Source organism: Natronorubrum halalkaliphilum (assembly GCF_009834785.1).
In the GTDB taxonomy this organism is placed as follows: domain Archaea; phylum Halobacteriota; class Halobacteria; order Halobacteriales; family Natrialbaceae; genus Natronorubrum; species Natronorubrum halalkaliphilum.
On sequence record NZ_WUYX01000070.1, the window covers coordinates 151240 to 171065 of the forward strand.

20 protein-coding genes are annotated in these 19826 nt (G+C 65.2%); 13 read left to right on the forward strand and 7 right to left on the reverse strand.

The annotated features are described in order from the left end of the window. Positions 1 to 202 precede the first annotated feature (202 nt). Positions 203 to 1096 carry a 1,4-dihydroxy-2-naphthoyl-CoA synthase gene (locus GS429_RS20170; protein WP_160067558.1) on the reverse strand — a complete coding sequence of 298 codons (894 nt, stop codon included), beginning with the start codon at positions 1094 to 1096 and terminating at the stop codon, positions 203 to 205. Between the two features lie 148 nt (positions 1097 to 1244). Here GS429_RS20170 and GS429_RS20175 point away from each other — a divergent pair, with 148 nt between their 5' ends. Together GS429_RS20175 and GS429_RS20180 are read left to right on the forward strand one after the other, a co-directional pair. Next, complete coding sequence (locus tag GS429_RS20175; protein ID WP_160067560.1) at positions 1245 to 1538, forward strand: amphi-Trp domain-containing protein; 294 nt, start codon at positions 1245 to 1247, stop codon at positions 1536 to 1538. Positions 1539 to 1814: 276 nt separating this feature from the next. Then, positions 1815 to 2807: a J domain-containing protein gene (locus tag GS429_RS20180; RefSeq protein WP_160067562.1), complete on the forward strand. Its 993-nt coding sequence runs from the start codon at positions 1815 to 1817 to the stop codon at positions 2805 to 2807. Positions 2808 to 2908: 101 nt separating this feature from the next. On the opposite strand, the gene menD is transcribed toward GS429_RS20180, so the two are convergent. From menD to GS429_RS20195, 3 genes are read right to left on the reverse strand one after another with little or no spacing between them, the layout of a single operon-like run. Then, on the reverse strand, positions 2909 to 4747 hold the full coding sequence (gene menD, locus GS429_RS20185; RefSeq protein WP_160067564.1) for a 2-succinyl-5-enolpyruvyl-6-hydroxy-3-cyclohexene-1-carboxylic-acid synthase: 1839 nt from the start codon (positions 4745 to 4747) through the stop codon (positions 2909 to 2911). A gap of 4 nt (positions 4748 to 4751) precedes the next feature. Then, complete coding sequence (locus GS429_RS20190) at positions 4752 to 6101, reverse strand: isochorismate synthase (RefSeq protein ID WP_160067566.1); 1350 nt, start codon at positions 6099 to 6101, stop codon at positions 4752 to 4754. A gap of 52 nt (positions 6102 to 6153) precedes the next feature. Then, positions 6154 to 6747, reverse strand: coding sequence for a sulfite oxidase-like oxidoreductase (locus GS429_RS20195; protein WP_160067568.1), 594 nt, complete (start codon positions 6745 to 6747; stop codon positions 6154 to 6156). Positions 6748 to 7034: 287 nt separating this feature from the next. On the opposite strand from GS429_RS20195, the gene GS429_RS20200 reads away from it, so the two are divergent. After that, positions 7035 to 7334: a hypothetical protein gene (locus GS429_RS20200; protein ID WP_160067570.1), complete on the forward strand. Its 300-nt coding sequence runs from the start codon at positions 7035 to 7037 to the stop codon at positions 7332 to 7334. Between the two features lie 303 nt (positions 7335 to 7637). Further along, positions 7638 to 7865 (forward strand): ribbon-helix-helix domain-containing protein, encoded by a 228-nt coding sequence (locus GS429_RS20205; protein WP_008895334.1) that lies wholly within the window; start codon positions 7638 to 7640, stop codon positions 7863 to 7865. Positions 7866 to 7893: 28 nt separating this feature from the next. Here GS429_RS20205 and GS429_RS20210 read toward each other — a convergent pair whose 3' ends face one another. Continuing rightward, on the reverse strand, positions 7894 to 8082 hold the full coding sequence (locus GS429_RS20210; protein ID WP_160067572.1) for a DUF7550 family protein: 189 nt from the start codon (positions 8080 to 8082) through the stop codon (positions 7894 to 7896). Positions 8083 to 8214: 132 nt separating this feature from the next. Here GS429_RS20210 and GS429_RS20215 point away from each other — a divergent pair, with 132 nt between their 5' ends. The 5 genes from GS429_RS20215 (at position 8215) to GS429_RS20235 (ending at position 12866) form a co-directional block, all read left to right on the forward strand. Next, positions 8215 to 8898 carry a hypothetical protein gene (locus GS429_RS20215; protein WP_160067574.1) on the forward strand — a complete coding sequence of 228 codons (684 nt, stop codon included), beginning with the start codon at positions 8215 to 8217 and terminating at the stop codon, positions 8896 to 8898. Then, positions 8898 to 10379: a transposase gene (locus GS429_RS20220; protein ID WP_201294056.1), complete on the forward strand. Its 1482-nt coding sequence runs from the start codon at positions 8898 to 8900 to the stop codon at positions 10377 to 10379. The genes GS429_RS20215 and GS429_RS20220 overlap by 1 nt, the downstream gene beginning before the upstream one ends. Positions 10380 to 10462: 83 nt before the next feature. Continuing rightward, complete coding sequence (gene hisF / locus GS429_RS20225) at positions 10463 to 11278, forward strand: imidazole glycerol phosphate synthase subunit HisF (RefSeq protein ID WP_160067576.1); 816 nt, start codon at positions 10463 to 10465, stop codon at positions 11276 to 11278. A gap of 72 nt (positions 11279 to 11350) precedes the next feature. Further along, a complete protein-coding gene (locus GS429_RS20230; RefSeq protein WP_160067578.1) occupies positions 11351 to 11899 on the forward strand; it encodes a metallophosphoesterase family protein in 549 nt (182 codons plus the stop codon). A 133-nt stretch (positions 11900 to 12032) separates the two neighbouring features. Further along, positions 12033 to 12866 (forward strand): hypothetical protein, encoded by an 834-nt coding sequence (locus tag GS429_RS20235; protein ID WP_328821514.1) that lies wholly within the window; start codon positions 12033 to 12035, stop codon positions 12864 to 12866. Between the two features lie 171 nt (positions 12867 to 13037). Here GS429_RS20235 and GS429_RS20240 read toward each other — a convergent pair whose 3' ends face one another. After that, positions 13038 to 13322 carry a DNA-directed RNA polymerase subunit L gene (locus GS429_RS20240; RefSeq protein WP_160067580.1) on the reverse strand — a complete coding sequence of 95 codons (285 nt, stop codon included), beginning with the start codon at positions 13320 to 13322 and terminating at the stop codon, positions 13038 to 13040. Positions 13323 to 13455: 133 nt separating this feature from the next. Between GS429_RS20240 and GS429_RS20245 the strand changes: the two genes are divergently transcribed. The 4 genes from GS429_RS20245 (at position 13456) to GS429_RS20260 (ending at position 19086) form a co-directional block, all read left to right on the forward strand. Then, a complete protein-coding gene (locus tag GS429_RS20245; protein WP_160067582.1) occupies positions 13456 to 15291 on the forward strand; it encodes a rhomboid family intramembrane serine protease in 1836 nt (611 codons plus the stop codon). A 528-nt stretch (positions 15292 to 15819) separates the two neighbouring features. Further along, on the forward strand, positions 15820 to 16584 hold the full coding sequence (locus tag GS429_RS20250) for an ABC transporter ATP-binding protein (protein ID WP_160067584.1): 765 nt from the start codon (positions 15820 to 15822) through the stop codon (positions 16582 to 16584). Then, complete coding sequence (locus GS429_RS20255) at positions 16574 to 17857, forward strand: ABC transporter permease (protein ID WP_160067586.1); 1284 nt, start codon at positions 16574 to 16576, stop codon at positions 17855 to 17857. The genes GS429_RS20250 and GS429_RS20255 overlap by 11 nt, the downstream gene beginning before the upstream one ends. After that, positions 17854 to 19086 (forward strand): ABC transporter permease, encoded by a 1233-nt coding sequence (locus GS429_RS20260; RefSeq protein WP_160067588.1) that lies wholly within the window; start codon positions 17854 to 17856, stop codon positions 19084 to 19086. Before GS429_RS20255 ends, GS429_RS20260 begins: the two co-directional genes overlap by 4 nt. 105 nt (positions 19087 to 19191) lie before the next feature. Here GS429_RS20260 and GS429_RS20265 read toward each other — a convergent pair whose 3' ends face one another. Further along, positions 19192 to 19821 carry an METTL5 family protein gene (locus tag GS429_RS20265; RefSeq protein WP_160067590.1) on the reverse strand — a complete coding sequence of 210 codons (630 nt, stop codon included), beginning with the start codon at positions 19819 to 19821 and terminating at the stop codon, positions 19192 to 19194. Between the last annotated feature and the right edge of the window lie 5 nt (positions 19822 to 19826).

The window sequence follows — 19826 nt, forward strand, 5'->3', positions numbered from 1 at the left end:
GGCGATAACTTAGTACCGGAGCGTTCAAAGCGTTGTCCTTCGCACCGATTCTACCGCCATCGCCGATGGAGTCGTGACGCCGACTCTCGCTTCGGACGGGCTGATACAACGTCGTTCCGTCACGTGTGAACGGTTCCGGATCGAACGGTGTATCGTAGATAGCAGCAACCATTGCCGCCGATTGTAGAGTGCCGGAAACGACTCAGTAGTGCCACGGGTAGTCGTCAAAGTCGGGGTCGCGGCCCTCGACGAACGCGTCTCGGCCCTCCTCGGCCTCGTCGGTCATGTACCCCAGTCGGGTCGCCTCGCCGGCGAACACCTGCTGGCCGACCATCCCGTCGTCGGTCATGTTGAACGCGTACTTGAGCATCCGCATCGCCGTCGGGCTCTTGGCGTTGATACGGTCGCCCCACTCGAGAGCCGTCTCCTCCAACTCCTCGTGTGGAACGACGTCGTTAACCATCCCCATCTCTGCTGCCTCCTCGGCGGAGTAGGTCTTACCGAGGAAGAATACCTCTCGAGCCTTCTTCTGGCCGATCTGTTTCGCGAGGTAAGCCGAACCGAAACCGGCGTCGTAGCTCGCCACGTCGGGATCGGTCTGGAGGAACTTCGCGTGTTCCTCGCTCGCGAGCGTGAGATCGCAGACGACGTGCAGCGAGTGCCCGCCGCCGACGGCCCACCCCGGGACGACGCAGACGACGACCTTCGGAATGTGGCGGATCAGCCGCTGGACCTCGAGGATATGCAGCCGTCCCTGTTCGGAGGATCGCTCCTCATCTCCCTCGTACTGATACCCATCGTCACCCCGAATAGTCTGATCCCCGCCGGAGCAGAACGCCCACCCGTCGTCTTTCGATGACGGCCCGTTCCCCGTCAGCAGAATGCAGCCGACGTCCGTCTGCCGTTTGGCGTGATCCAGCGCGTCGTACAGTTCGTCGACCGTCCCCGGCCGGAACGCGTTGCGCACGTCGGGTCGATCGAACGCGATCCGGACCGTTCCGGAATCGACCGCCCGGTGGTAGGTGATGTCCTCGAACTCGTCGTTCAAGTCGGCGACCGACTCCCACTGCTCCGCGTCGAAGAGTTCCGAAACCATTGCTCGTGTTTGGTGGGCAGCAGGTGAAATAGGTTCGCGTCGTGTCTCGAGGCGTGTCAACAGGACCAGCAAATGAACGAACCGGGGGCTGCGATTCGGATGGATCGACCGTGAACGACATAGCCGTCGGTATCCTGTACCACGGACGATGACAGCCGACCAACCCGATACCGACGAGCGAACGACCATCCGACCGGGCCGCAACTTCGAACGGGAGTACCGCCTCGACGCGAGCGATGCGGGCGAGTTCCTGATCGCACTCGGCAAACAGCTCCGCGACGGAGACGAGCTCACGATCAGCGACGACGAGTGGACGCTTCCGTTCGCCTTCGGCGAGCCGATCGAACTGGAAATCGACTTCGACGGCGTCGACGAACCGGAACTCGAAATCGAACTCGAACTGCCCGGTCGAACCGACGACTCGGCCCCGCGGATCGAGTAACCGGGGGTCTCGAATTCGAGTTCTCGCGAGTCAGCGAACCGAGTCGGTTTCCACCTTCCGTTTGTTGCGACCGGACTCCAATCTGGCCGCATACAGCTTTGTACGGCCAAAATGCGGCGTATCCGTCGGTTTTCAGTATCGGGAGACACTCAGCATTTGATATAGCGAATAGCAGTTTATGTGTTGGCTCTGGCCCGCTACTGATCGCTCGCTGAACGGTCGTTTGAGAACAGCCGAAGTGATTTTCACCGCTGATTACATATCGCTACGCAGTCGATGGGCGAGACGTACTACGAAGTCCTCGGGGTCGACACCGATGCCTCTCAGGACGAGATTCGGGCGGCCTATCGGGAACGCGTCCTCGAGACCCATCCCGACCACAACGACGCACCCGACGCCGCCGAACAGTTCCAGTGCGTCTCGACGGCGGAGTCGGTGCTCACCGACGGCGCCGAGCGGGCTCGATACGATCGACTCGGCCACGAAGCCTACTTGCGGCTCGCCCAGCAGACGACCGACTCGAGTAGCGCAACCGCTGACAACTCGAGCACCAGTCACGACGCCGAGGAGACGACAAGATCGAGTGCCGAGACCGCAAACTCGACCGCGTCGGGCCGAGATCGTTCGCGAACCGGTACCCACCGTTCCACTACTCGAACCAGTCATACGCGTACGGGGACGGGACGAACCCACTCGAGGACCTCGAGAACCGGCTCGGAGTCAGCCGACCAAACTACGAGTCATCACGCGCGACAGCGGAACCGACGACAGCGACGGACGACCCAACAGCAGACTGAAAACGGCTGGCCGTTCGCGTCCGGCGGTGACGACACGACCGCGAGTACCGCGACGAGTACGAAGAGCGGCCGGTCCGACGGCGAGTCGGCGTCGGGGTTTCGGTACGCCGTCCACGACTGGGACGGCGATATCGACCTCGAGTGGGACGGTCAATCGATCGATCACGCGACAGCGGTGACGCTCGGCTGTCTCTGGGCGCTCTATCCGGTGTTGGTCGGCTCGATTCTGTTTCCGGCGTTTCCGCTGGTCGTCAACGCGATCGTCGCCGCGTGTACGCTCGTTCTCGTCGGGTATCTCCTCACGAGACCCCGTTTTGCGACGGCGCTGTTCGGGTTCTGGAGTCTACTGTTCCCGCTCGGACTGCTCCTGACGGGGGTATCCCCGGTCTCGATCACCGGACTCGTAGCACTCGGATTCGTGTGGGTACCTTTCGGCTACGCCGTTGCCCTCTGGTGGGCGCTTCAGCCGTGAGATCCCTCGAACGAGTGTAAGCTCGGTCCACTGTTCATCAGTTACAGACTCACGCAACGTACCACCCAGAACCGAAGTACAGGCCCCAAAACGCCGAAGAATCAGTCCATCGACTCGCCCTCGAGCGCGCTCGACACAGCCTCGTTGACCTGTCGCTCGAGTTCCTCCCGCCTGCGGTGACTCGTTTCCGATTCGAACTGGACCGAGAGAACCTGCGTGCCCTCGCGCTCGAGGGATCGTCGATACGCCGCCGCGAAGTCGGCGGGATCGACGCGTTCGAACTCGAGGCCGTAGAGTTCCGCGAGCGAGTCGAACTCGAGGTCGTGGGGCGTCTTGAACTGATCCGTAAACGGCGGCTCGAAGTCTTCGATCGGAAGTTTGTGGAAGATTCCGCCGCCGTCGTTGTCCAACAGGACGATGGTCGCATCGACATCACAGCGATCGACGGCGAGCAGCCCGTTCGAATCGTGGTAGAACGCCAGATCGCCGGTGACGAGCACGAGCGGGTCGTCGGTCGCGCTTCCGGCACCGAGAGCCGTACTCGCGATGCCGTCGATACCGCTTGCACCCCGGTTCGCGAGTATCGTCAGGTCGGCCGATCGCGGACGGCCGAATCGGTCCGCGTCCCGGATCGGCATGCTGTTCGAGACGAACACGGTCGCCGGATCGGGCGCGTGTTCGAAGACGGCCGCGAGCACGGCCCCCTCGAAGGGGTCCGACTCGAGCGCGTCGTCGCGAACGTCCCAGTGTCGCCGCTCCGCGTCGGCGTACCGGCTCAGCCAGTCGGTTCTCGTCACTCGAGGGTCAGCTCCGTCGGTCGGTCGGCGCTCCTCGAACGTCTTCGCGAGCGTCTCGAAGACGGGGCCGGGCGCCGCCGCAACCAGATCGGTCGCGGTGAACGTTGCCTCGCGCCACGCGCCCGCGGGGTCGAGCAGGAACTGGCGGGCATCCGAATCGCGCAACGCGTGTCGAAGCGGCTTCGACGTCGGCGACGCGCCGAAGCGGACGACGACGTCCGGCGACGGGAGCGAATCGATGTAGCCGTCGTAGCCGCCATACACGATCGGGACGGCATCGTCCGACCCGGACCCATGCTCGACGCTGTCCGCAACGTGGCGACCGAATCGCAGATCCGAGAGCGGATCCGCGAGGATCGGCGCGCCGAGACGCTCGGCGACGGTAACGACGTGTTCCGGCTCGAGGCCCGTCAGATCGGCGGGGTCGGCCGGGCCCGCCACGATCATCGGTCGGTCGGCGTCCTCGAGCGAACGAACGAGCGGACGGTACTGACTATCAGCAAGCGTCTGCGTGCCGGAATCGGTTTCGACGAACGCCCCCTCGCGCCCTCGTCCGGCCAGCGTTTCCGCAAACGAATCCGGCACCGCATCCGGCACCTCGAGGGGCTCGAGTGGCTTTTTGAACGGACAGTTCAGGTGGACGGGGCCGGGTTCGGGCCCGCCGGTCTCGGACAGCGCCCGTGCGGCAGTGGTCCGGAGGCTTCGAACCGTTCGCTCGTCGGCTTCGGGTTCCGGAAGTTCCGCGTACCACCGGACCGCGTCGCCGTAGAGTTTGACCTGATCGACCGTCTGATTCGCGCCGCTGTCCCGCAGTTCCGGCGGTCGATCCGCCGTGAGTACGAGCAGCGGTACCCGCGCTTGATCGGCTTCCATCACGGCGGGGTGGAAGTTGGCCGCCGCCGTTCCCGAGGTACAGACCAGCGCCGTCGGCTCGCCGGTTCGTCTCGCACGACCGAGCGCGAAGAAGGCCGCCGACCGCTCGTCGAGATGCGAGTACACGTCGATTTCGGAGTGTTCGGCGAACGCGACCGTCAGCGGCGTCGACCGACTGCCGGGCGCGATACAGACGCCCTCGAGCCCGCCCTTTGCGAGTTCGTCGGCGAGGACGCGACCCCACAGCGTCGCTCGGTTGGGTGCAGCCATCGGATCACCTAAGTTCGTCGAGGATCGGTCGGAACTTCAGCTGTACTTCGTCCCACTCGTCGGCGGGATCGCTGTCGGCGACGATGCCGTTGCCCGCGAAGAGCGTGACCGTCTCGTCGGTCGCGACCCCCGAGCGGATGCCGACCGCGAACTCCCCGTCCCCGTCGGCGTCGAACCAACCAACTGGCGCGGCGTACCAGCCGCGGTCGAACGTCTCCGTGTCTCGAATCGTCTCCCAGGCCGCTGCCGGCGGGACGCCGCCGACGGCGGGCGTCGGGTGCAACGCCTCGACGAGTTCGAGAACGTGTCGATCCCCGTCGAGCGTCGCCGTGATCGGCGTCTGTAAGTGCTGAATCGTCGCTAACCGTCTGATCGTCTGCTCGTCGATCGAGAATTCCCGCGCGAGCGGCTCGAGTTGATCGCGGATCGACTCGACGACGAGCCCGTGTTCGCGCTGCACCTTTTCGCTGTCTCGCATCCGATCGGCGTGTGCTTCGTCTTCCTCCGGCATATCGCCGCGGGGCACCGAACCCGCAAGCGCCTCCGTCTCGACGCGTTTGCCGCGTTTCGAGACGAGGCGTTCGGGCGGTGCACCGAAGAACGTCCCGCCGGTGTCGTGGCCGATCAAGAACCGATAGCAGTTCGGATACTGCCGGCGCAGACGCTCCAGCGTGCCGGAGACGTCGACCGACTCCTCGAGCGCGACCGAAAGCGACTGGGCGAGGACGACTTTCGTCAGCTCGTCCCTGTCGATCCGCTCGAGGGCGGTTTCGACCTGTTCGGTCCAGGCTTCGGGAGAGGTCGTCCGCCGGGTCGAGACGACACCGGGACTGATTCCGCTGGGTTGCATCGCCGGCAACTCGGCTACCCGCTCGCTCCAGCGCTCGAGACGCGCCGTCGCCTCCTCGGACTGGGTCGCGACGGCCGTCAGCCACGTTTCCGCCTCGCTTCGGACGACGAGTACCTGTGGAACGACGAACGCGGCCGCGCCGAACCCGGTCCAGGGCGGCCCCGGCTCGTGTTCGTCGTGAAACGAAAACCCGCCGAATGCTCGCGGCCGGGCCACTTGCGGCCCGTCGTGTTCGAGCCCGTCGAACGTTCGATCGGCCCGCGTGCGGATTTGCTCGAATCGGTCCGGGCCGCTGGCGGTCACCCGAGCGGCGACGCCTCGGCCGACGACCTCGAGACCGTCGGGTGTCGCCCACTGCACTCGCGACTCGGCAGTGGTGTCGACGATCGCGCCGAACGAAACGTCCTCGAGTTCTCGACTGCGGCTGACCAGTGTGGGTGCGGCGTCTGCTGGCTGTTGGCTCGATTCAGCTGCCAGCCGACGGTCACCCGACGATCGATCCATCGAACGCAGTTCAGGACCGCCGCGCCTTCAGCCTAACTATTCCAGAAAGAGCCTAGCTGTATCGCTCTTCGGCCCACGGGTTCGCCGTCTGGGAGTAGCCCCGCTTCTCCCAGTAGCCGCGCTCGGGTTCGGTGAGGAACTCGACGCCGTCGACCCATTTTGCGCCCTTGTACGCGTACTTGTGCGGCGTGACGACGCGCAGCGGTCCGCCGTGATCGGCGGGGAGTTCATCGCCGCCGTACGCCCACGTGAATAGCACTTCCTTGCGCATGCATGCCTCGAGCGAGAGATCGGTTGTGTAGTCGTCGAGCGCGGAAAACATGACGTGGACGGCGTCGTCGTCGACGCCGGCACGCTCGGCGAGCTCGGGGAACGGAACCCCCGTGAACTCGCAATCGAATTTGCTCCAGCCGGTGACGCAGTGAAAGTCCTGTCGCTGCGTTTCGGCGGGTAGATCACGGAACTCGTCCCACGAGAACGTGAGTTCGTTTTCGACGGCACCGGTGACGGTAAACTCCCACGTGTCGGGGTCCCAGTCCGGCGTTCCGCTCTTCGAAAGCACCGGAAACGCAGACGTTTCACGCTGTCCCGGCGGCAGTCGCTGATCGTCGAACTCCCGATAGAGTTCCGTGACGTCCTTGGCCATACGTGGGCGTTCGTGCGGACGAACGTAGATGTGACGTCTCGAGACGGAGGCAGTTCTCGAGGTGATACGAGCCGACACGATTCGACGGCACCGCCCGTTCCGTCTCCTCGCGCTCGTGTTCGGCGCTTCCGCCTCGAGAGAGATGATTTCCGACCGGTAACCACGTATTTCCGGGACGTGGACGCCGCCGAAACGGACTGTAATAGTCGGGTCACCGTCACAATTCAGGGCCTTCCTCGCGAAACCCTCGCCATCCCTTAGTACGGTCTCGGCTATTCTCTCCCTGTATGGCGAGCAGACAACAAATGACGGAACGGGAAGTATCTGGACAGACAGCAGAAGAAGTCGGCGAAGAAGCCATGGGGCCCGCATTCATCGCGTCGGCCGCGTCGGTCGGGCTCTCGCTGTACTACTTCTTCATCCGTGGCGAGCGCGAGCTCGGCACGTTCATCGGCCTCTGGCCGCCGACCATCCTCGCGTTCGCGAGCTACTTCAACCAGCGAAAGATGCGAAACCAGCTCGATTCGATTACCCAGCCCGGGACGACGCTGAAGAACGCGTTCGACTCGATGATGGGGAACAAGTAACGACTGCAACGCGACCGATGACGACTCCGAAATCGGCGACTGCGGTCTCGAATCGATTCGGAGGCTGACGGTCGCCGGTTTTCGGCAGTGTCGAAATAACCGAGACGGCAACGGTACCGATCGCACCGCGTACGTGCGAATTACGTTCTTCCTCGTGAGCAGTCCCTCTCGTTCACCACCGAGTAACGACCGGAAAACGGCCGAAATCCGCCGCCATAAACGTAAGTACCACCGACTGAGTCGTCTCAGGCTGTATGGAGTCCCCGTCAAACCTAAATACCCCCTCGCCGAAAGCCGAATCAGATGCCGAAAGTAGAGATCACCATACCGGAACACCTCGAGATGCAGATCGCCCAGATGGTCGAACGCGGCGAGTTCGTCAACCGTGAGGAGGCAATCGAGGACCTCCTCTCGACGGGCATCAAGGCCTACAAGACCAGTGGACCGATGGACGAAGAGGAAGGAACGAGTGGTGGCACCGGCCTCGAAGACGATGGCATGATGGGCCACGACGACGAGTACGTCTTCTAACTCCCGGTTTCCGCTCCCGTTCGTTTTTCTAGAGTCCGACCGTGAGCAGCGGGATTCCGAACGCGATCACGGCGCCGACGACCATGATGATGAAGCCGATACCGGCCTCGCGAAGCGTGAACTCACTCATCGGGGCGGTCGTTCGCTCGGCCGCGAGGTCGTGGCCGACGTCGGCGGCCGAATCCTCATCCACTGCTGGGTCCGTGTCGTCTGCCATACCCGTCCGTTGTCGCCTCGAGTCCTTAAAAACACCTACACGGAGCGACCATCGGGTCGCCACGTCGCCGGTTGGTCCATTCCTCATCGCTTCAACAGGAAATATTTACTAATAGACCAACAACTGGGAGTGATGCCCTCCAACGGAACGATCTCTCGCAGGCGGACCCTCGCCGCCACCAGCGGCGTTCTCGGTGCCGTACTCGCCGGGTGTGCCGGCGAAAGCGAAAGCGAAAGCAGTTCGACGGCCGAATTCAACGAAAGCGACGGGGCCGCGTACGAATCGACCCACGAGTACGAGGTACTGTCCGTGCGCTCGACGGACGATGAACACTTCGTTCACCCGAGTAAAGATGAGGCGTCGGCTGAGGACGATGCCGATGACCGGCTTTCCCCACGGTACAGGCGGACGCTGCAGTTCGTGCTCGACGAGGACGAAGCCGACGCGCTCTGGATCGAGGACGACCGCACTGACGGCGACGTGCGAGACCTTCGGGAGTTCGTCGATGCCACGGACTTCGACACCCAGACGATCGTCATCGATCAGCGAACCATCGACGACTGCTACGAACGCCGCGTTCGGGGCGTTCTGGCCGAGAGCGACAGTCTCCGGACGCGGTACTGTCAGCGCCTCAAGCCCCCCGAAACGCCCTGCGAAGCGGACAAGACGGTCATGGAAGCGGTCGTCTTTCGGATCGAACGGTCCTACGAGGAGTCGCCCTCGAGTCGCGGCAGTTCCGAAGGGATGTCGTGTCGCGGGCCGGTCGTCGCCACCAGGTCCGATGCCCACGCCGACACCGTGGAGGGGAGCGACTAATGAGCGGATCTGGCAACCGAGGCCGACGAGAGCGAAGGAATCGGCCCGGACACAGCGGTAACGGTAAAGGCGTACGCGGAGGTGGAAACGGAAGTGGGAGCAACGGCAACGCCGAGGCCGAAGGCGGACACGAACGCAACCGCGTACGGCCCCACCGCCGTCAGTTCCTCGCTGGCGTCGGTGCAGCCACCGGCGTCGCCATCGCCGGCTGTGGCGACCTTCCCCTGATCGGCGACGAGACGGCCACGACGTTCCCCGCCGGCGAGGTCGATAGCGTCCTGCGCGACGAGGAGCCGCCGATCGAGTGGCCGGCTCCGGTCCAGCCCGATTCGAGCGCCCTCGAGGGCGAACTCGAGCGGGTCGGCGAACTGCTGGCCGAGGTCCCGGAATCGATCGGGCGCGAGGACGTTCCGAACGGTGTCGTCAGGGAGACGATCGAAGAACAACGAACCGAAGCGACCACGTCCCGCGACGAAGCTGCCGATACGGTACGTAAAGAGCTGTACCACGGACTCCGGGATCTACGAGACGGCCGCGAGACAGCCCGCACAGCCGCAGTCACGTGGCTCGCGGTCGACGCGGACGAGGAACAACTCGTCGACGAACTCCGGGACGAACGCGACGCGGTTCGGTCGACAGTCACCGGCCGACTCGAGGACGGTGAGTACCACGGCTCCGATACCGACGACGGACGGCTCCGAGCGGCGCTGTATTTCTTTCGGCGCGAGACGGATCTCGGTCACGCCGAGCGGAGCCTCGAGCGAGCGAGTGTTACCCACCACCACGCCGTCATCGATATCGGCGAGTCGGCGGGGACCCTCGAGTTCGGCGCGGCGACGGCCGGTATCTGGGAGCACTTCGACGAGCGGTACGACGCGGCGTTCGACGACGGAGTCGCGCTCGAATCCCCCTTCGAAACGGCCCTCGAACGATCGATCGACCGTGCCGAGACCGCCGACTTCCCGGCGCAGGACGGCGAGGAGTGGTACGAGGCTGTCGGCGTCGGGGTGGAGGACGATCAACTCGAGCTGACAGTCTGGCACGCCGGCAGGGACGTGTTGAATGCCCGAGACCGGATGCACGACGCCCTCGACGCGGGGAACCTCGGAACGGGACTCTACGGTGCCCTCCGGTTCGAACAGCGGTTCCGGGCGTTCGAGCGACTTCGTGATCGGATCGCGGACGGGGCGGTCGCCGCGCCGGAGACCGTCGGCGAAATCCGGGACGAACGGGAGCGAGCGCTCGAGGCTGCGGCCGCGGCACGCGAGCAGCTTTCGCGGCCGTCCCTCGGCGAGTACGCGCTCGCCGAAACGCTGCAGGAACTCGCGTGGGTCGACGACGGCGTTCGGCGCGCTGCTGACGCCGACCCCGAAACGTCGGTCTCGATCCGTGACGAGTACGGCGACTACGCTCGCCGCGAGGCGGAGCTTACTGTCCTCCCCGACGCGGTCGATGTGTTTCGGGCGCGGCTCACGGACTGACCTGTGATCTGGGCGGAACGGTCGGAATTGTTCGATCCAGACGGCTTTACTACCCTCGGTGCGAACGGTCGGTTAACGACCATATGGTACTGACCAAGCGTATCATCCCGTGTATCGACGTCGACCTGGACGAGGATGGGAACCCGGCGGTCTACACCGGCGTTCACTTCGAGGACCTGAAATACACCGGCGACCCGGTGGAGATGGCCAAAGCGTACAACGAAGCGGGAGCCGACGAGTTCGTCTTCCTCGATATTACCGCTTCCGCGGAGGGCCGCGAGACCATGCTCGACGTCGTCGAGCGCGTCGCCGACGAGGTTTTCATCCCGCTGACCGTCGGCGGCGGCATCCGCACCACCGACGACATCAAGGAGACCCTGCGCGCCGGCGCGGACAAGGTCTCGATCACGACCGGCGCGCTCGAGCGCCCCGAACTGATCACCGACGGCGCGAGGGCCTTCGGCAGCCAGTGTATCGTCATCAGCGTCGACGCCAAGCGGCGCTACGACGAACAGGGCGAGCACTACGTCGAAATCGACGGCGAGTCCTGCTGGTTCGAGTGCACGAAAAAGGGCGGCCGCGAGGGAACCGGGATCGACGTCCTCGAGTGGGCCAAGGAGGCCGAGTCCCGCGGCGCAGGCGAACTGTTCGTCAACTCGATCGATCAGGACGGCACGAAAGAGGGGTACGACATCCCGCTGACGGCGGCCGTCAGCGAGACCGTGGATACGCCGGTCATCGCCTCGTCGGGCTGTGGCGGTCCCGAGGATATGCACGAAGTGTTCACCGAGGCCGACGCTGACGCCGGTCTCGCAGCGTCGATCTTCCACTTCGACGAACACTCCATCGAGGAGGTCAAGACGTATCTCGACGAGCGGGACGTTCCCGTTCGGTTGTAACGTCCACGAAGCGGAACCCGTCGCCCCGTTCTGTCTCAGTATACTTTTCAAGTATCTAATCGAATCCGTGGTATGCGAATCGCTGTCATTTCCGACACGCACGTTCCGGAGCGAGCCGAGGCGATCCCCGAACCGTTCCGCGAGCGGATCGAGGCCGCCGATCACGTAATTCACGCGGGCGACTTCGAAACGCCGGCGTTCCTCGAGGACGTTCGCGATCTCGCATCCGAACTGACCGCCGTCCACGGCAACGCCGACCCGGCCGAAGCCGCGCTCCCCGCCGTTGCGGACGTCACCCTCGAGGGCGTCACTTTCGTCGTTACCCACGGGACGTTGAACCACGTCGAAGCGGCGGTCTACGGCCACGACGGGATGGTCATGAGCCAGGAGGACTGGCTGAACGCGATCGCGGACACGGCCAGGGCCCGGACACGTGCGTGGGACGGCGACACTCTCGTCGGAATCGGCGGCCACACGCATCGGGTCGAGGACGACGTTCACGAGGGGGTTCGCGTTCTCAATCCCGGCTCCGTGACGGGGGCGGACCCGGCCGAGACGGCGACGATGATGGAACTCGACGTCGAGGACGGAACCGTCGACGTCAGCCTCCTCGAGGACTAACCCGGGACGTACTCGAGTTCCGATCGCCGTATCGGCTCGAGCGGATCGCCGGTCTGACTCGGAGACGGAACGAGGACGGATCCACAGAGCCGTCCCAATACGCTTATTTCGTGGGCGTCCCGCTGTACTACCTGTGAAGTGGCGGTGTACGTGGTGTGGCAAACCACACGAGGAGAACGACCCTCCCTGCGACAACTGCGGCCATAACAAGTTCGAGAAGGCCATCGTCCGCGAGGGGGAAGGCGAACAAGAACCCGGGACCGGAGACGACACCGCAGCGGGGACCGTCGACACCGGCACCCAGTACATGTGGGTCTGCGACGACTGCGGCCGCCAGCACATGCGAAACAACCCGCCGTGCTCGCGCTGTGGCAGTCACGACCTCGAGAAGATCGAACAGCGCTACGACGACATCGATCGAGAGCTCGAGACGCCGAGCTGGTTCGAGGTCGCGAAACCCTACACGCCGATTTTCGTCGTTATCGGGCTGGTCGTCGCGCTCTTTGCGACCGGCATCATCCCGCTGTCGGTCCTCCCCGGACTCGGCGAGCCGTCGCCACCCGACGCACCCGGCGAGGGAACCGAAGCCGCGGGAATCGACCTCGAGGCTACGGAATCGGCGGTACACGATCGACTCGAGGCCGAGCGCGACGTGTCGCGAACGTACGACGACGGACTCGCGGCCTACGCCGAGTACCTCAATCGAGCCTTGATCGCGATCGAGTACGAGGACGCCGATCCCGAAGGGGTAGAGCCCGGTGACTTCGGCGTTGACTGCCAGGACGAGTTGCTCCACGGACAGTTGCCGGTGACCCTGACGATTACCGACTACGACGACGAGGGAGCACTCGCCGACGACGTCGTCGACTCGCTCCGCGAGAGCACCGGCGGCTCCGAGTTCGGCGGCGAAGGGCTGGACCTCCACGTCGTCGACGGCTCGGTTTACGTCTTCTACGCGGCGTGTTGAACGGGCGTTTTTATCGCCGGTATTCATCCGACGCCTTCGTCGAGCGTCGGTGGTGTCACTCGGAGCTCAGAACCCGGAACTGAGTACTCAGAACCCGGAACTCGAGACTCCAACCCAGCCGACTGCGAAAACGAGAAAACCGACCGATCGAGAGTCGAGAACGCCCGTAGTTTACGCCGCGGCTTCGAACGCCTCGCGGAAGGCGACCGTCTTCTCGCGGACGTCGACCGCCGCTTCCTCGAGCGCTTCGAGGGGATCGACGCCACCTTCGGTCTTGATCGTGAGAATCGGTTCCGTCTGGCCGCCCGACTGTTCGGGGTTTACGTCGTAGGTGGCGGCGCTTACGTCGTCGTGCTCGAGCAGTGCACCCTTGAGGACGTTCATGAACGTGTGATCCTCGCCGGCGATTTCGATCGAGAGTTCGTCCTCGGTGCTCTCGGTGACCCGCAGTTCCATGCTCCGTTCTCCGTTCGTCGGCTGCTTGTACCTTTCCTTTCCGCGGCGAGCGCGCGGACTCGCCGGGGGACCGGCGACGCGAAGCGGCCTCTCGAACGTAAATCCCTATACAGCCTCGCTCGAAGCACATGGTATGCTTTCGATCGCGTCCCTCCTGACGCTCGCGCTCGCGATCGTCACGGTGGCGACGCTACTCGGTTCCATCGCGGTCGTCGGTCGACTCTACCCGGGACCGCAGATAGGCGAGATCGCTCGCTCGAGGCTCGTGATGGGGGTCCCCTGGGGAACGCTGCTCGTCATCGGTCTCGTCTGCTGTGTCTACCTGTTCGTCCAGGACGGGATCACGGCGTTCGACGATCCCGTGACGATCCCCTACCGGGCGTACTCTTACTTCTATCCGCTGGGGATGCTGACGGCGTCGTTCTCCCATGCGGGGCCGAACCACCTCATCGGAAATCTCGCCGGTGCGGTCGTCGCCGCGCCCATCGCGGAGTACGCCTGGGGCCACTATCCGGACGAACGGGACGACCACTCGTCCGCGTCGTGGCGAGCGAACCCGTGGGTACGGGCGCTGGTAATCTTTCCGCTCGCCGTCGTCGCGGTGACGATCGTCACGAGTCTGTTCGCGCTCGGCCCCGTGATCGGCTTCTCGAGCGTGGTCTTCGCCTTCGCCGCCTTCGCCCTCGTCCACTATCCGATCGTCACCATCGTCGGCGTGCTCGGCGTTCAGGGCGTCGTCCTGACCCTGTACCGGTCGTTTCTGGACCCGATCGCCGTCTACGTCGCCCAGCCGAGTCCGCCCTCAGCACCGTCGTGGGCCGGAATCGCAATCCAGGGACACGCGCTCGGCTTTTTTATCGGCCTCCTCCTCGGGATTGCAGTGCTCCGCCGGCGAGACCACCGCCCCGATCCGTTCAGGCTCTGGCTCGCCGTCCTGCTCTACGGCTTCGGACAGGGGCTCTGGCAGATCTACTGGTTCGGCGAGGAGAACACCTACTTCCTCTTCCGCGGTCCCGGCGTCCTGCTCGTCACCGCGCTCGCGCTTGTGGTTACGCTCGCGGTCGCGGGTCCCGAACGGTCCGTCGTCCCGGCGCGAGTCGATCGGCTGTTCGCTCGAGAGGATCGGGCGGACGTCGATTCACCCGTCGAACGGCCCCTGGAGATCGCCGCCGGGCAGTTCGAAGAGCGGACCGACGCTGCCGCCGCCCGACTCGAGCGGATCCGCGAGATCGCCGGTCGCACCCGATCGCGAGCACACGGATCCACCCCGCTGTCGGAAGTCGGCCAGCGCCAGACGGCTTACGTCCTAGTCCTCGTCGTCTTTGCAGTCCTGGCCGGCGTCGCGATCCCCATCAACTTCACCGTCCCCGCCGGCGACGCCGCCGGTTCCGAGACGGCCGTGCAGGTCGAGGATTACACGATCGAGTACGCCGAGGACGTCGAGAACGAACTCACCTCGCCGATCAGGATCGGCCCGCTCGAGGAAGCGGCCACGCTCGAGTACAGCGGCGTGATCGTCACGAGCGAGGAGCGCCACCTCTGGTCGGAGGTCATCCCGGCCCACCGGCTCGCGTTTTCGGGCGAGGAGTCGGTCTCCGTGGGCGGCCCCGGCTGGCGCGAGACCGTCCACGTCGAGCGGACCGGCTGGGAGCCGGTCAGCAACGACACCGTCTATCGGGTCGAAATCCGGGCGGACGGCGAGGAGTCCCAACTCGCGTACGAGTCCGACAGTTCGCGCGCGGACGTTCGCATCGACGGCCGAACCGTCACGATCGCGCCCGAGGACGGCGAGTTCGTTCTCGAGGTCGAATCGAGCGCGGGCGACGCCGTGGCGACGACGGCGGTGCCCGAGGACGGCGAGTCGACGACGGCGGGTGGGATCGGGTTCGAACGTGCGGACGGGACCGTCTACGCGGCTTCGAACGGAACGCAGGTCGCCGTCGCAAGCGAGGAGACGTACGAGGACTAGCAATCGCTGGCCCGGTCGGCCACCCTGAGTTCTCGGTGTCCCCGCGACGGCCGTAGGGGCACACCGGAACAAACTACAGCAGTTTGAGTGAATCGGTCGGGCACAGTACCGTATTTACGACGCTTCGATCGAGTGTAGTGTCATCGTAAGGTTGCCGTTTCGTGACCGTCCCGGAACTCGTCACCGCGTTGGACGAGTAGTACCGTCGCTCGTAGCGTCCCTTTCCTGAAGATCGAGCGACGGCCCGAACGACGGGTAAAACGGATCTCTCCGCAGAACGAACGCGACGGTGCTTCGAGTATCTGCAGGCGACTGTCTGTTGTACATGGAGGTTTCGAACGGTCCGACGTTGGATTCGTGGCGCGAAATTCATCGCCGTAGCTGACCGTCGGCTTCTCCTCACAGTGTCGCTTGGAAAACAGTTCATCGCCGATCAACGATCCGGTTAACGGCATCATGGCTGTGGGAAGCCGGAGAGAAACAATGTCCCGATGCGCCGTTCGCTCGAGTGAGTTGAATTCTGGACAAATGAACCACCGGACACCACAGCAGGCGACCGCTTCGGACGGCCGGGCGAACGACGGCGGCGGTCCCACGGCTGCCGTTCGACTCGAGGGGATCACCCACGAGTACGGAGCGAGTGGCGGTCGCGGCCGATCGAGCGGTGACCGGACGGTAACGGCGCTCCAGGACGTTTCGTTCGACATACAGGCGGGCGACATCGTCGGACTCGAGGGACCGAGCGGGAGCGGCAAGTCGACGATTCTCCACGCGGTCACCGGGCTGTTAGTGCCGACGGCGGGCACCGTCGAACTGCTGGGAACCGACCTTACCGAACTCTCAGATCGGAAGCGAACGCGGATCCGACGCCGACATGTGGGTATCGTCTTTCAGCGGTTTCACCTCCTGCCGTCGCTGTCGGCGCGGGCGAACGTCGCGTTGCCCCTCGTCCAGGCGGGGATCCCCAGATCGACGCGACGGGAACGTGCCGAGACGCTGCTCGAGCAAGTCGGACTCGGCGACCGGAGCACCCACCTGCCGGGCGAACTCAGCGGCGGCGAGCGCCAGCGCGTCGCCATCGCGCGAGCGCTCGTTACCGATCCGGACATCATCGTCGCCGACGAGCCGACGGGTGAACTCGACACGGCGACCGGCGACGACGTGCTCGACCTTCTGACCGATATCGGCCGCGAACGGGCGGTACTGGTCGCTTCACACGACGACGCAACGCTCTCCGTCGCGGACCGAGTGGTCACGCTTCGCGATGGCCGGGTGGTATCGAATGCGGGATGACGACGAGTTCGATCCCGAGAACGACGGCACTCGTCGAACTCGCTGGAGCGGCCTCGTCGGCGTCTCCGTCGGCCGACTCTGGAAGCGAACGGTTCGAACCAAGTCGGGCCGTATCGTGGCGACGACCGGTGCCGTCGCGCTGACGATCGCGCTCCTGATCGTCGTCACCGGGATCGCACTGGCACTCGCCGACGGCGGGACCGTCACCGACACCGACGCCGACGTCCAGATCGCGCCCGAAGAAAGCGGGACGCTGTCGGCCGTCGACGGCGTCGAAGGTCCGCGACTCGGCGAGACCAACGAACGCGCCGAGGCGATCGGCTCTCAGGACGGCGTCGACCATGCGTCGCCGATGCTGGTCGAACCGGTCAAACTCGAACCCACGGTCGAAGACGGTGATCCACAGACCATCTTGCTCGTCGGCATCGTTCCGGACGACGAACCGCGAACTGTGGGCGGACTCCCGACTGCTGGCCTCGAGCCGGGAGACACACACTACAACGACGGGAACTACGACGGGCCACAGCGGGGCGAGATCGTCCTCTCCGAAGCCGCCGCCGACCGACTCGAGGCAGGGCCCGACGACGAGATCGACGTCGCAGGCTCTCAGTTCTCGGAGGACGCGCTGACACCGTCGGTTACCGTACGGGCCGTCGAGACGGCCGGCGACGGTGACGACGAGACGCCGATCGCGCTCGTTCACGCGAGCGAATTGCAAACCGTCGCCGGGGCCGATAACGGCCAACTCGCGGATCAGGTCCTGGTCTGGGGCGACTCCGAGGCGGCGACGGCGGCCGCGGACGACGCGTATTCCGACGCGGCGATCGAATCGACCGGCGGAACCGACCCCTCGTCGCTGTTCGGCGACGGCCTGGCGTTCGCGACGAGTCTGCTTGCCCTGATCGTTGGCGTGGCGATCTGTGCGTCGTTCGTCGCGACGACTGCGGGGATGACCGTCAACGAGGACCGGCGGATGCTCGCCGTCCTCGAGTCGGTCGGCTTTCCTACCCACAGTCGGCTCCTGATCATCGCCGTCTCGACGCTGCTCACGACGCTGGGTGGTGCGCTCCTGGGAATCGTCCTCGGCGTCGGCGGGATTTACGTCGTCAACGCGGTGGCGGGGGCGACGGTTGCGCCGGGGGCCGTCGCGCACGTCCATCCGGTATTCGTCCCGTACGCAGTCCTCGTCGCCCTGGTCTCCGGGCTGGTCGCCGTCCCCTATCCGCTCGCGGTTGCCGCTCGAACGTCCGTCCTCGAGGAGGTGGGTCGATGAGTCTCCGCCGAGCGGCGGTTCGGCTGCGGGCCGTCGTCGGCCTCGCGTTCGCACAGCTTCGCCGCTCGCCCGGCCGGACCGCGCTCACCGTGTTCGCGGTGATGCTCGCGGTGCTGTCGGTGACGCTGCTCGCGAGCCTCGGCGTCGGCGTCGTCGAAACCGGCGAAGACGGACTCGATAACGCCGGTCGGGACATTTGGGTCTCGAGCGATCCCGTCGATCCCTCGGCCAGCGGGACGGAGAACCCGATCGTCGGTGCGCACGCGGTCTCGGCCGAGATGACCGAACGCGACGACGTCAGTTCGGCCTCGCCGATCGCCATGCACGACGTCTACATCGGAACGGACGCGGACGACCTCGAGCGGACGCCGGCGATCGGCGTCCACGAGACCCACGACGAGTTCGACTACGAGGCGGGCGGCGGTTTCGAACTGGACGACAACGTCACCGAGGGCGAGCGACCCCCCGAACCGACGACGGAGGAACTGCTCCTCGATCCGGACACGGCCGAGTCGCTCGGTGTCGAGGTCGGTGATACGGTCTACATCGGGACCAGCCGGGAGACGGCTCAGAACCACGAGTTTACCGTCATCGGTATCACGGGGTACTACTCCCAGTATCTGGGATCGGATGCGGCGACCGTGCCGCTGACCGATCTGCAGGCGGTCGCCGGGACGACCGGAACCGACCGAGCGACGTTCATCACCGCGAGTGTCGAAGACGACGCGGACCGGGACACCGTTGCGGCCGATCTCGACGACGAGTACGCGGCGTACGACGTTCGGCCCAGCGACGAACAGATCGGTGCGATGGCCGAAGAACAGCCGCTCATCCTCGCCAGCGGGGCGACGCTCGTCGGCCTCGCCATCGTCGGCGGGATCGTCCTGACCGTCAACCTGTTCGCGCTCGTGGCCTACCAGCAACGGGACGAACTCGCCGCGCTCCGAGCGATCGGCCTCTCGCGGTGGGTGTTAGCCGGAACGATCGCCGTTCAGGGGCTCGTTATCGGGATTCTGGGCGGAGTCGTCGGCCTCGTCGCGACGCCCCTCCTCGCCGCGGCGCTCAATCGCCTCGCGACGTCGGTTATCGGCTTCGAGGCCCTCCTGCAGACGCCGATCGAGGTCTACCTGATCGGACTCGCGCTCGCGATCGTCGTCGGGACGGTCGTCGCGCTGCTCACCGGCTGGCGAGCGGGCCGCTACGCGCGGATCGAACAACTCGAGGGCTGAGACGAAGCTGAAAGTTGTGACGAACGCGACGAGCGCCGCGGACGCGGCGAACCGCGAAATCAGACGAAACAGACGAAACCGAAACCTCGACCGCCCCACACCCCGCTACTCCCACTCGATCCTGAACACTTCCGCCTCCAGCGTCTCCTCGGCCGCGGTGTGAAACTCGAACCGGTTCGCGATCGGAAACTCAGCCTGAAACGCGTGCGTGACCGCGCCGCCCTCGTCGTCCGCGAACGATTCGACGAACGCCTGGCTCCCCTCGTTGTGGATCGTATAGGAGACGTCCGCGATCGACCGCGCAACCTCGAGAAACTCTCGATCGGCGTGGCGGTTGCCGCGCTGGGCACCGAACGGCGGGTTCGAGAGCACGGTCGCGTCGGTCAGCGAAAGCGGCGGTCGAGTAACGTCGCCACGGACCCACTCGAGCGTCCCGCGGCCCGCTTCGTCGATCCGCGCCGCGTTCGCTCGAGCCAGTTCGAGGGCCTCGGGATCGACGTCGATCCCCGCGACTCGATCGGCACCCGCGAGCGCGGCCGCGATCGCGAGCATCCCCGTCCCGGTGCCGAGATCGACGACTCGATTCTCGAGGTCGCCCTGCAGTCGGGCCTGATGAACGATGTGCGCCGCGATATCCGGCGGCGTGAGATACTGTTCGAGTGCAGCGGACGGGTCAGAAAAGTCGTCGAGCGTTTCGAGCACTCGAGCGAGAGTTCGTCGCGACGGGCCGGACATGACCT

Excerpts from the sequence above, each read along its gene's own strand:
- GS429_RS20170 (WP_160067558.1), bottom strand. The coding sequence starts at position 1,096 with ATGGTTTCGGAACTCTTCGACGCGGAGCAGTGGGAGTCGGTCGCCGAC.
- GS429_RS20175 (WP_160067560.1), top strand. The coding sequence starts at position 1,245 with ATGACAGCCGACCAACCCGATACCGACGAGCGAACGACCATCCGACCG.
- GS429_RS20180 (WP_160067562.1), top strand. The coding sequence starts at position 1,815 with ATGGGCGAGACGTACTACGAAGTCCTCGGGGTCGACACCGATGCCTCT.
- menD (WP_160067564.1), bottom strand. The coding sequence starts at position 4,747 with ATGGCTGCACCCAACCGAGCGACGCTGTGGGGTCGCGTCCTCGCCGAC.
- GS429_RS20190 (WP_160067566.1), bottom strand. The coding sequence starts at position 6,101 with ATGGATCGATCGTCGGGTGACCGTCGGCTGGCAGCTGAATCGAGCCAA.
- GS429_RS20195 (WP_160067568.1), bottom strand. The coding sequence starts at position 6,747 with ATGGCCAAGGACGTCACGGAACTCTATCGGGAGTTCGACGATCAGCGA.
- GS429_RS20200 (WP_160067570.1), top strand. The coding sequence starts at position 7,035 with ATGGCGAGCAGACAACAAATGACGGAACGGGAAGTATCTGGACAGACA.
- GS429_RS20205 (WP_008895334.1), top strand. The coding sequence starts at position 7,638 with ATGCCGAAAGTAGAGATCACCATACCGGAACACCTCGAGATGCAGATC.
- GS429_RS20210 (WP_160067572.1), bottom strand. The coding sequence starts at position 8,082 with ATGGCAGACGACACGGACCCAGCAGTGGATGAGGATTCGGCCGCCGAC.
- GS429_RS20215 (WP_160067574.1), top strand. The coding sequence starts at position 8,215 with ATGCCCTCCAACGGAACGATCTCTCGCAGGCGGACCCTCGCCGCCACC.
- GS429_RS20220 (WP_201294056.1), top strand. The coding sequence starts at position 8,898 with ATGAGCGGATCTGGCAACCGAGGCCGACGAGAGCGAAGGAATCGGCCC.
- hisF (WP_160067576.1), top strand. The coding sequence starts at position 10,463 with ATGGTACTGACCAAGCGTATCATCCCGTGTATCGACGTCGACCTGGAC.
- GS429_RS20230 (WP_160067578.1), top strand. The coding sequence starts at position 11,351 with ATGCGAATCGCTGTCATTTCCGACACGCACGTTCCGGAGCGAGCCGAG.
- GS429_RS20240 (WP_160067580.1), bottom strand. The coding sequence starts at position 13,322 with ATGGAACTGCGGGTCACCGAGAGCACCGAGGACGAACTCTCGATCGAA.
- GS429_RS20245 (WP_160067582.1), top strand. The coding sequence starts at position 13,456 with ATGCTTTCGATCGCGTCCCTCCTGACGCTCGCGCTCGCGATCGTCACG.
- GS429_RS20250 (WP_160067584.1), top strand. The coding sequence starts at position 15,820 with ATGAACCACCGGACACCACAGCAGGCGACCGCTTCGGACGGCCGGGCG.
- GS429_RS20255 (WP_160067586.1), top strand. The coding sequence starts at position 16,574 with ATGCGGGATGACGACGAGTTCGATCCCGAGAACGACGGCACTCGTCGA.
- GS429_RS20260 (WP_160067588.1), top strand. The coding sequence starts at position 17,854 with ATGAGTCTCCGCCGAGCGGCGGTTCGGCTGCGGGCCGTCGTCGGCCTC.
- GS429_RS20265 (WP_160067590.1), bottom strand. The coding sequence starts at position 19,821 with ATGTCCGGCCCGTCGCGACGAACTCTCGCTCGAGTGCTCGAAACGCTC.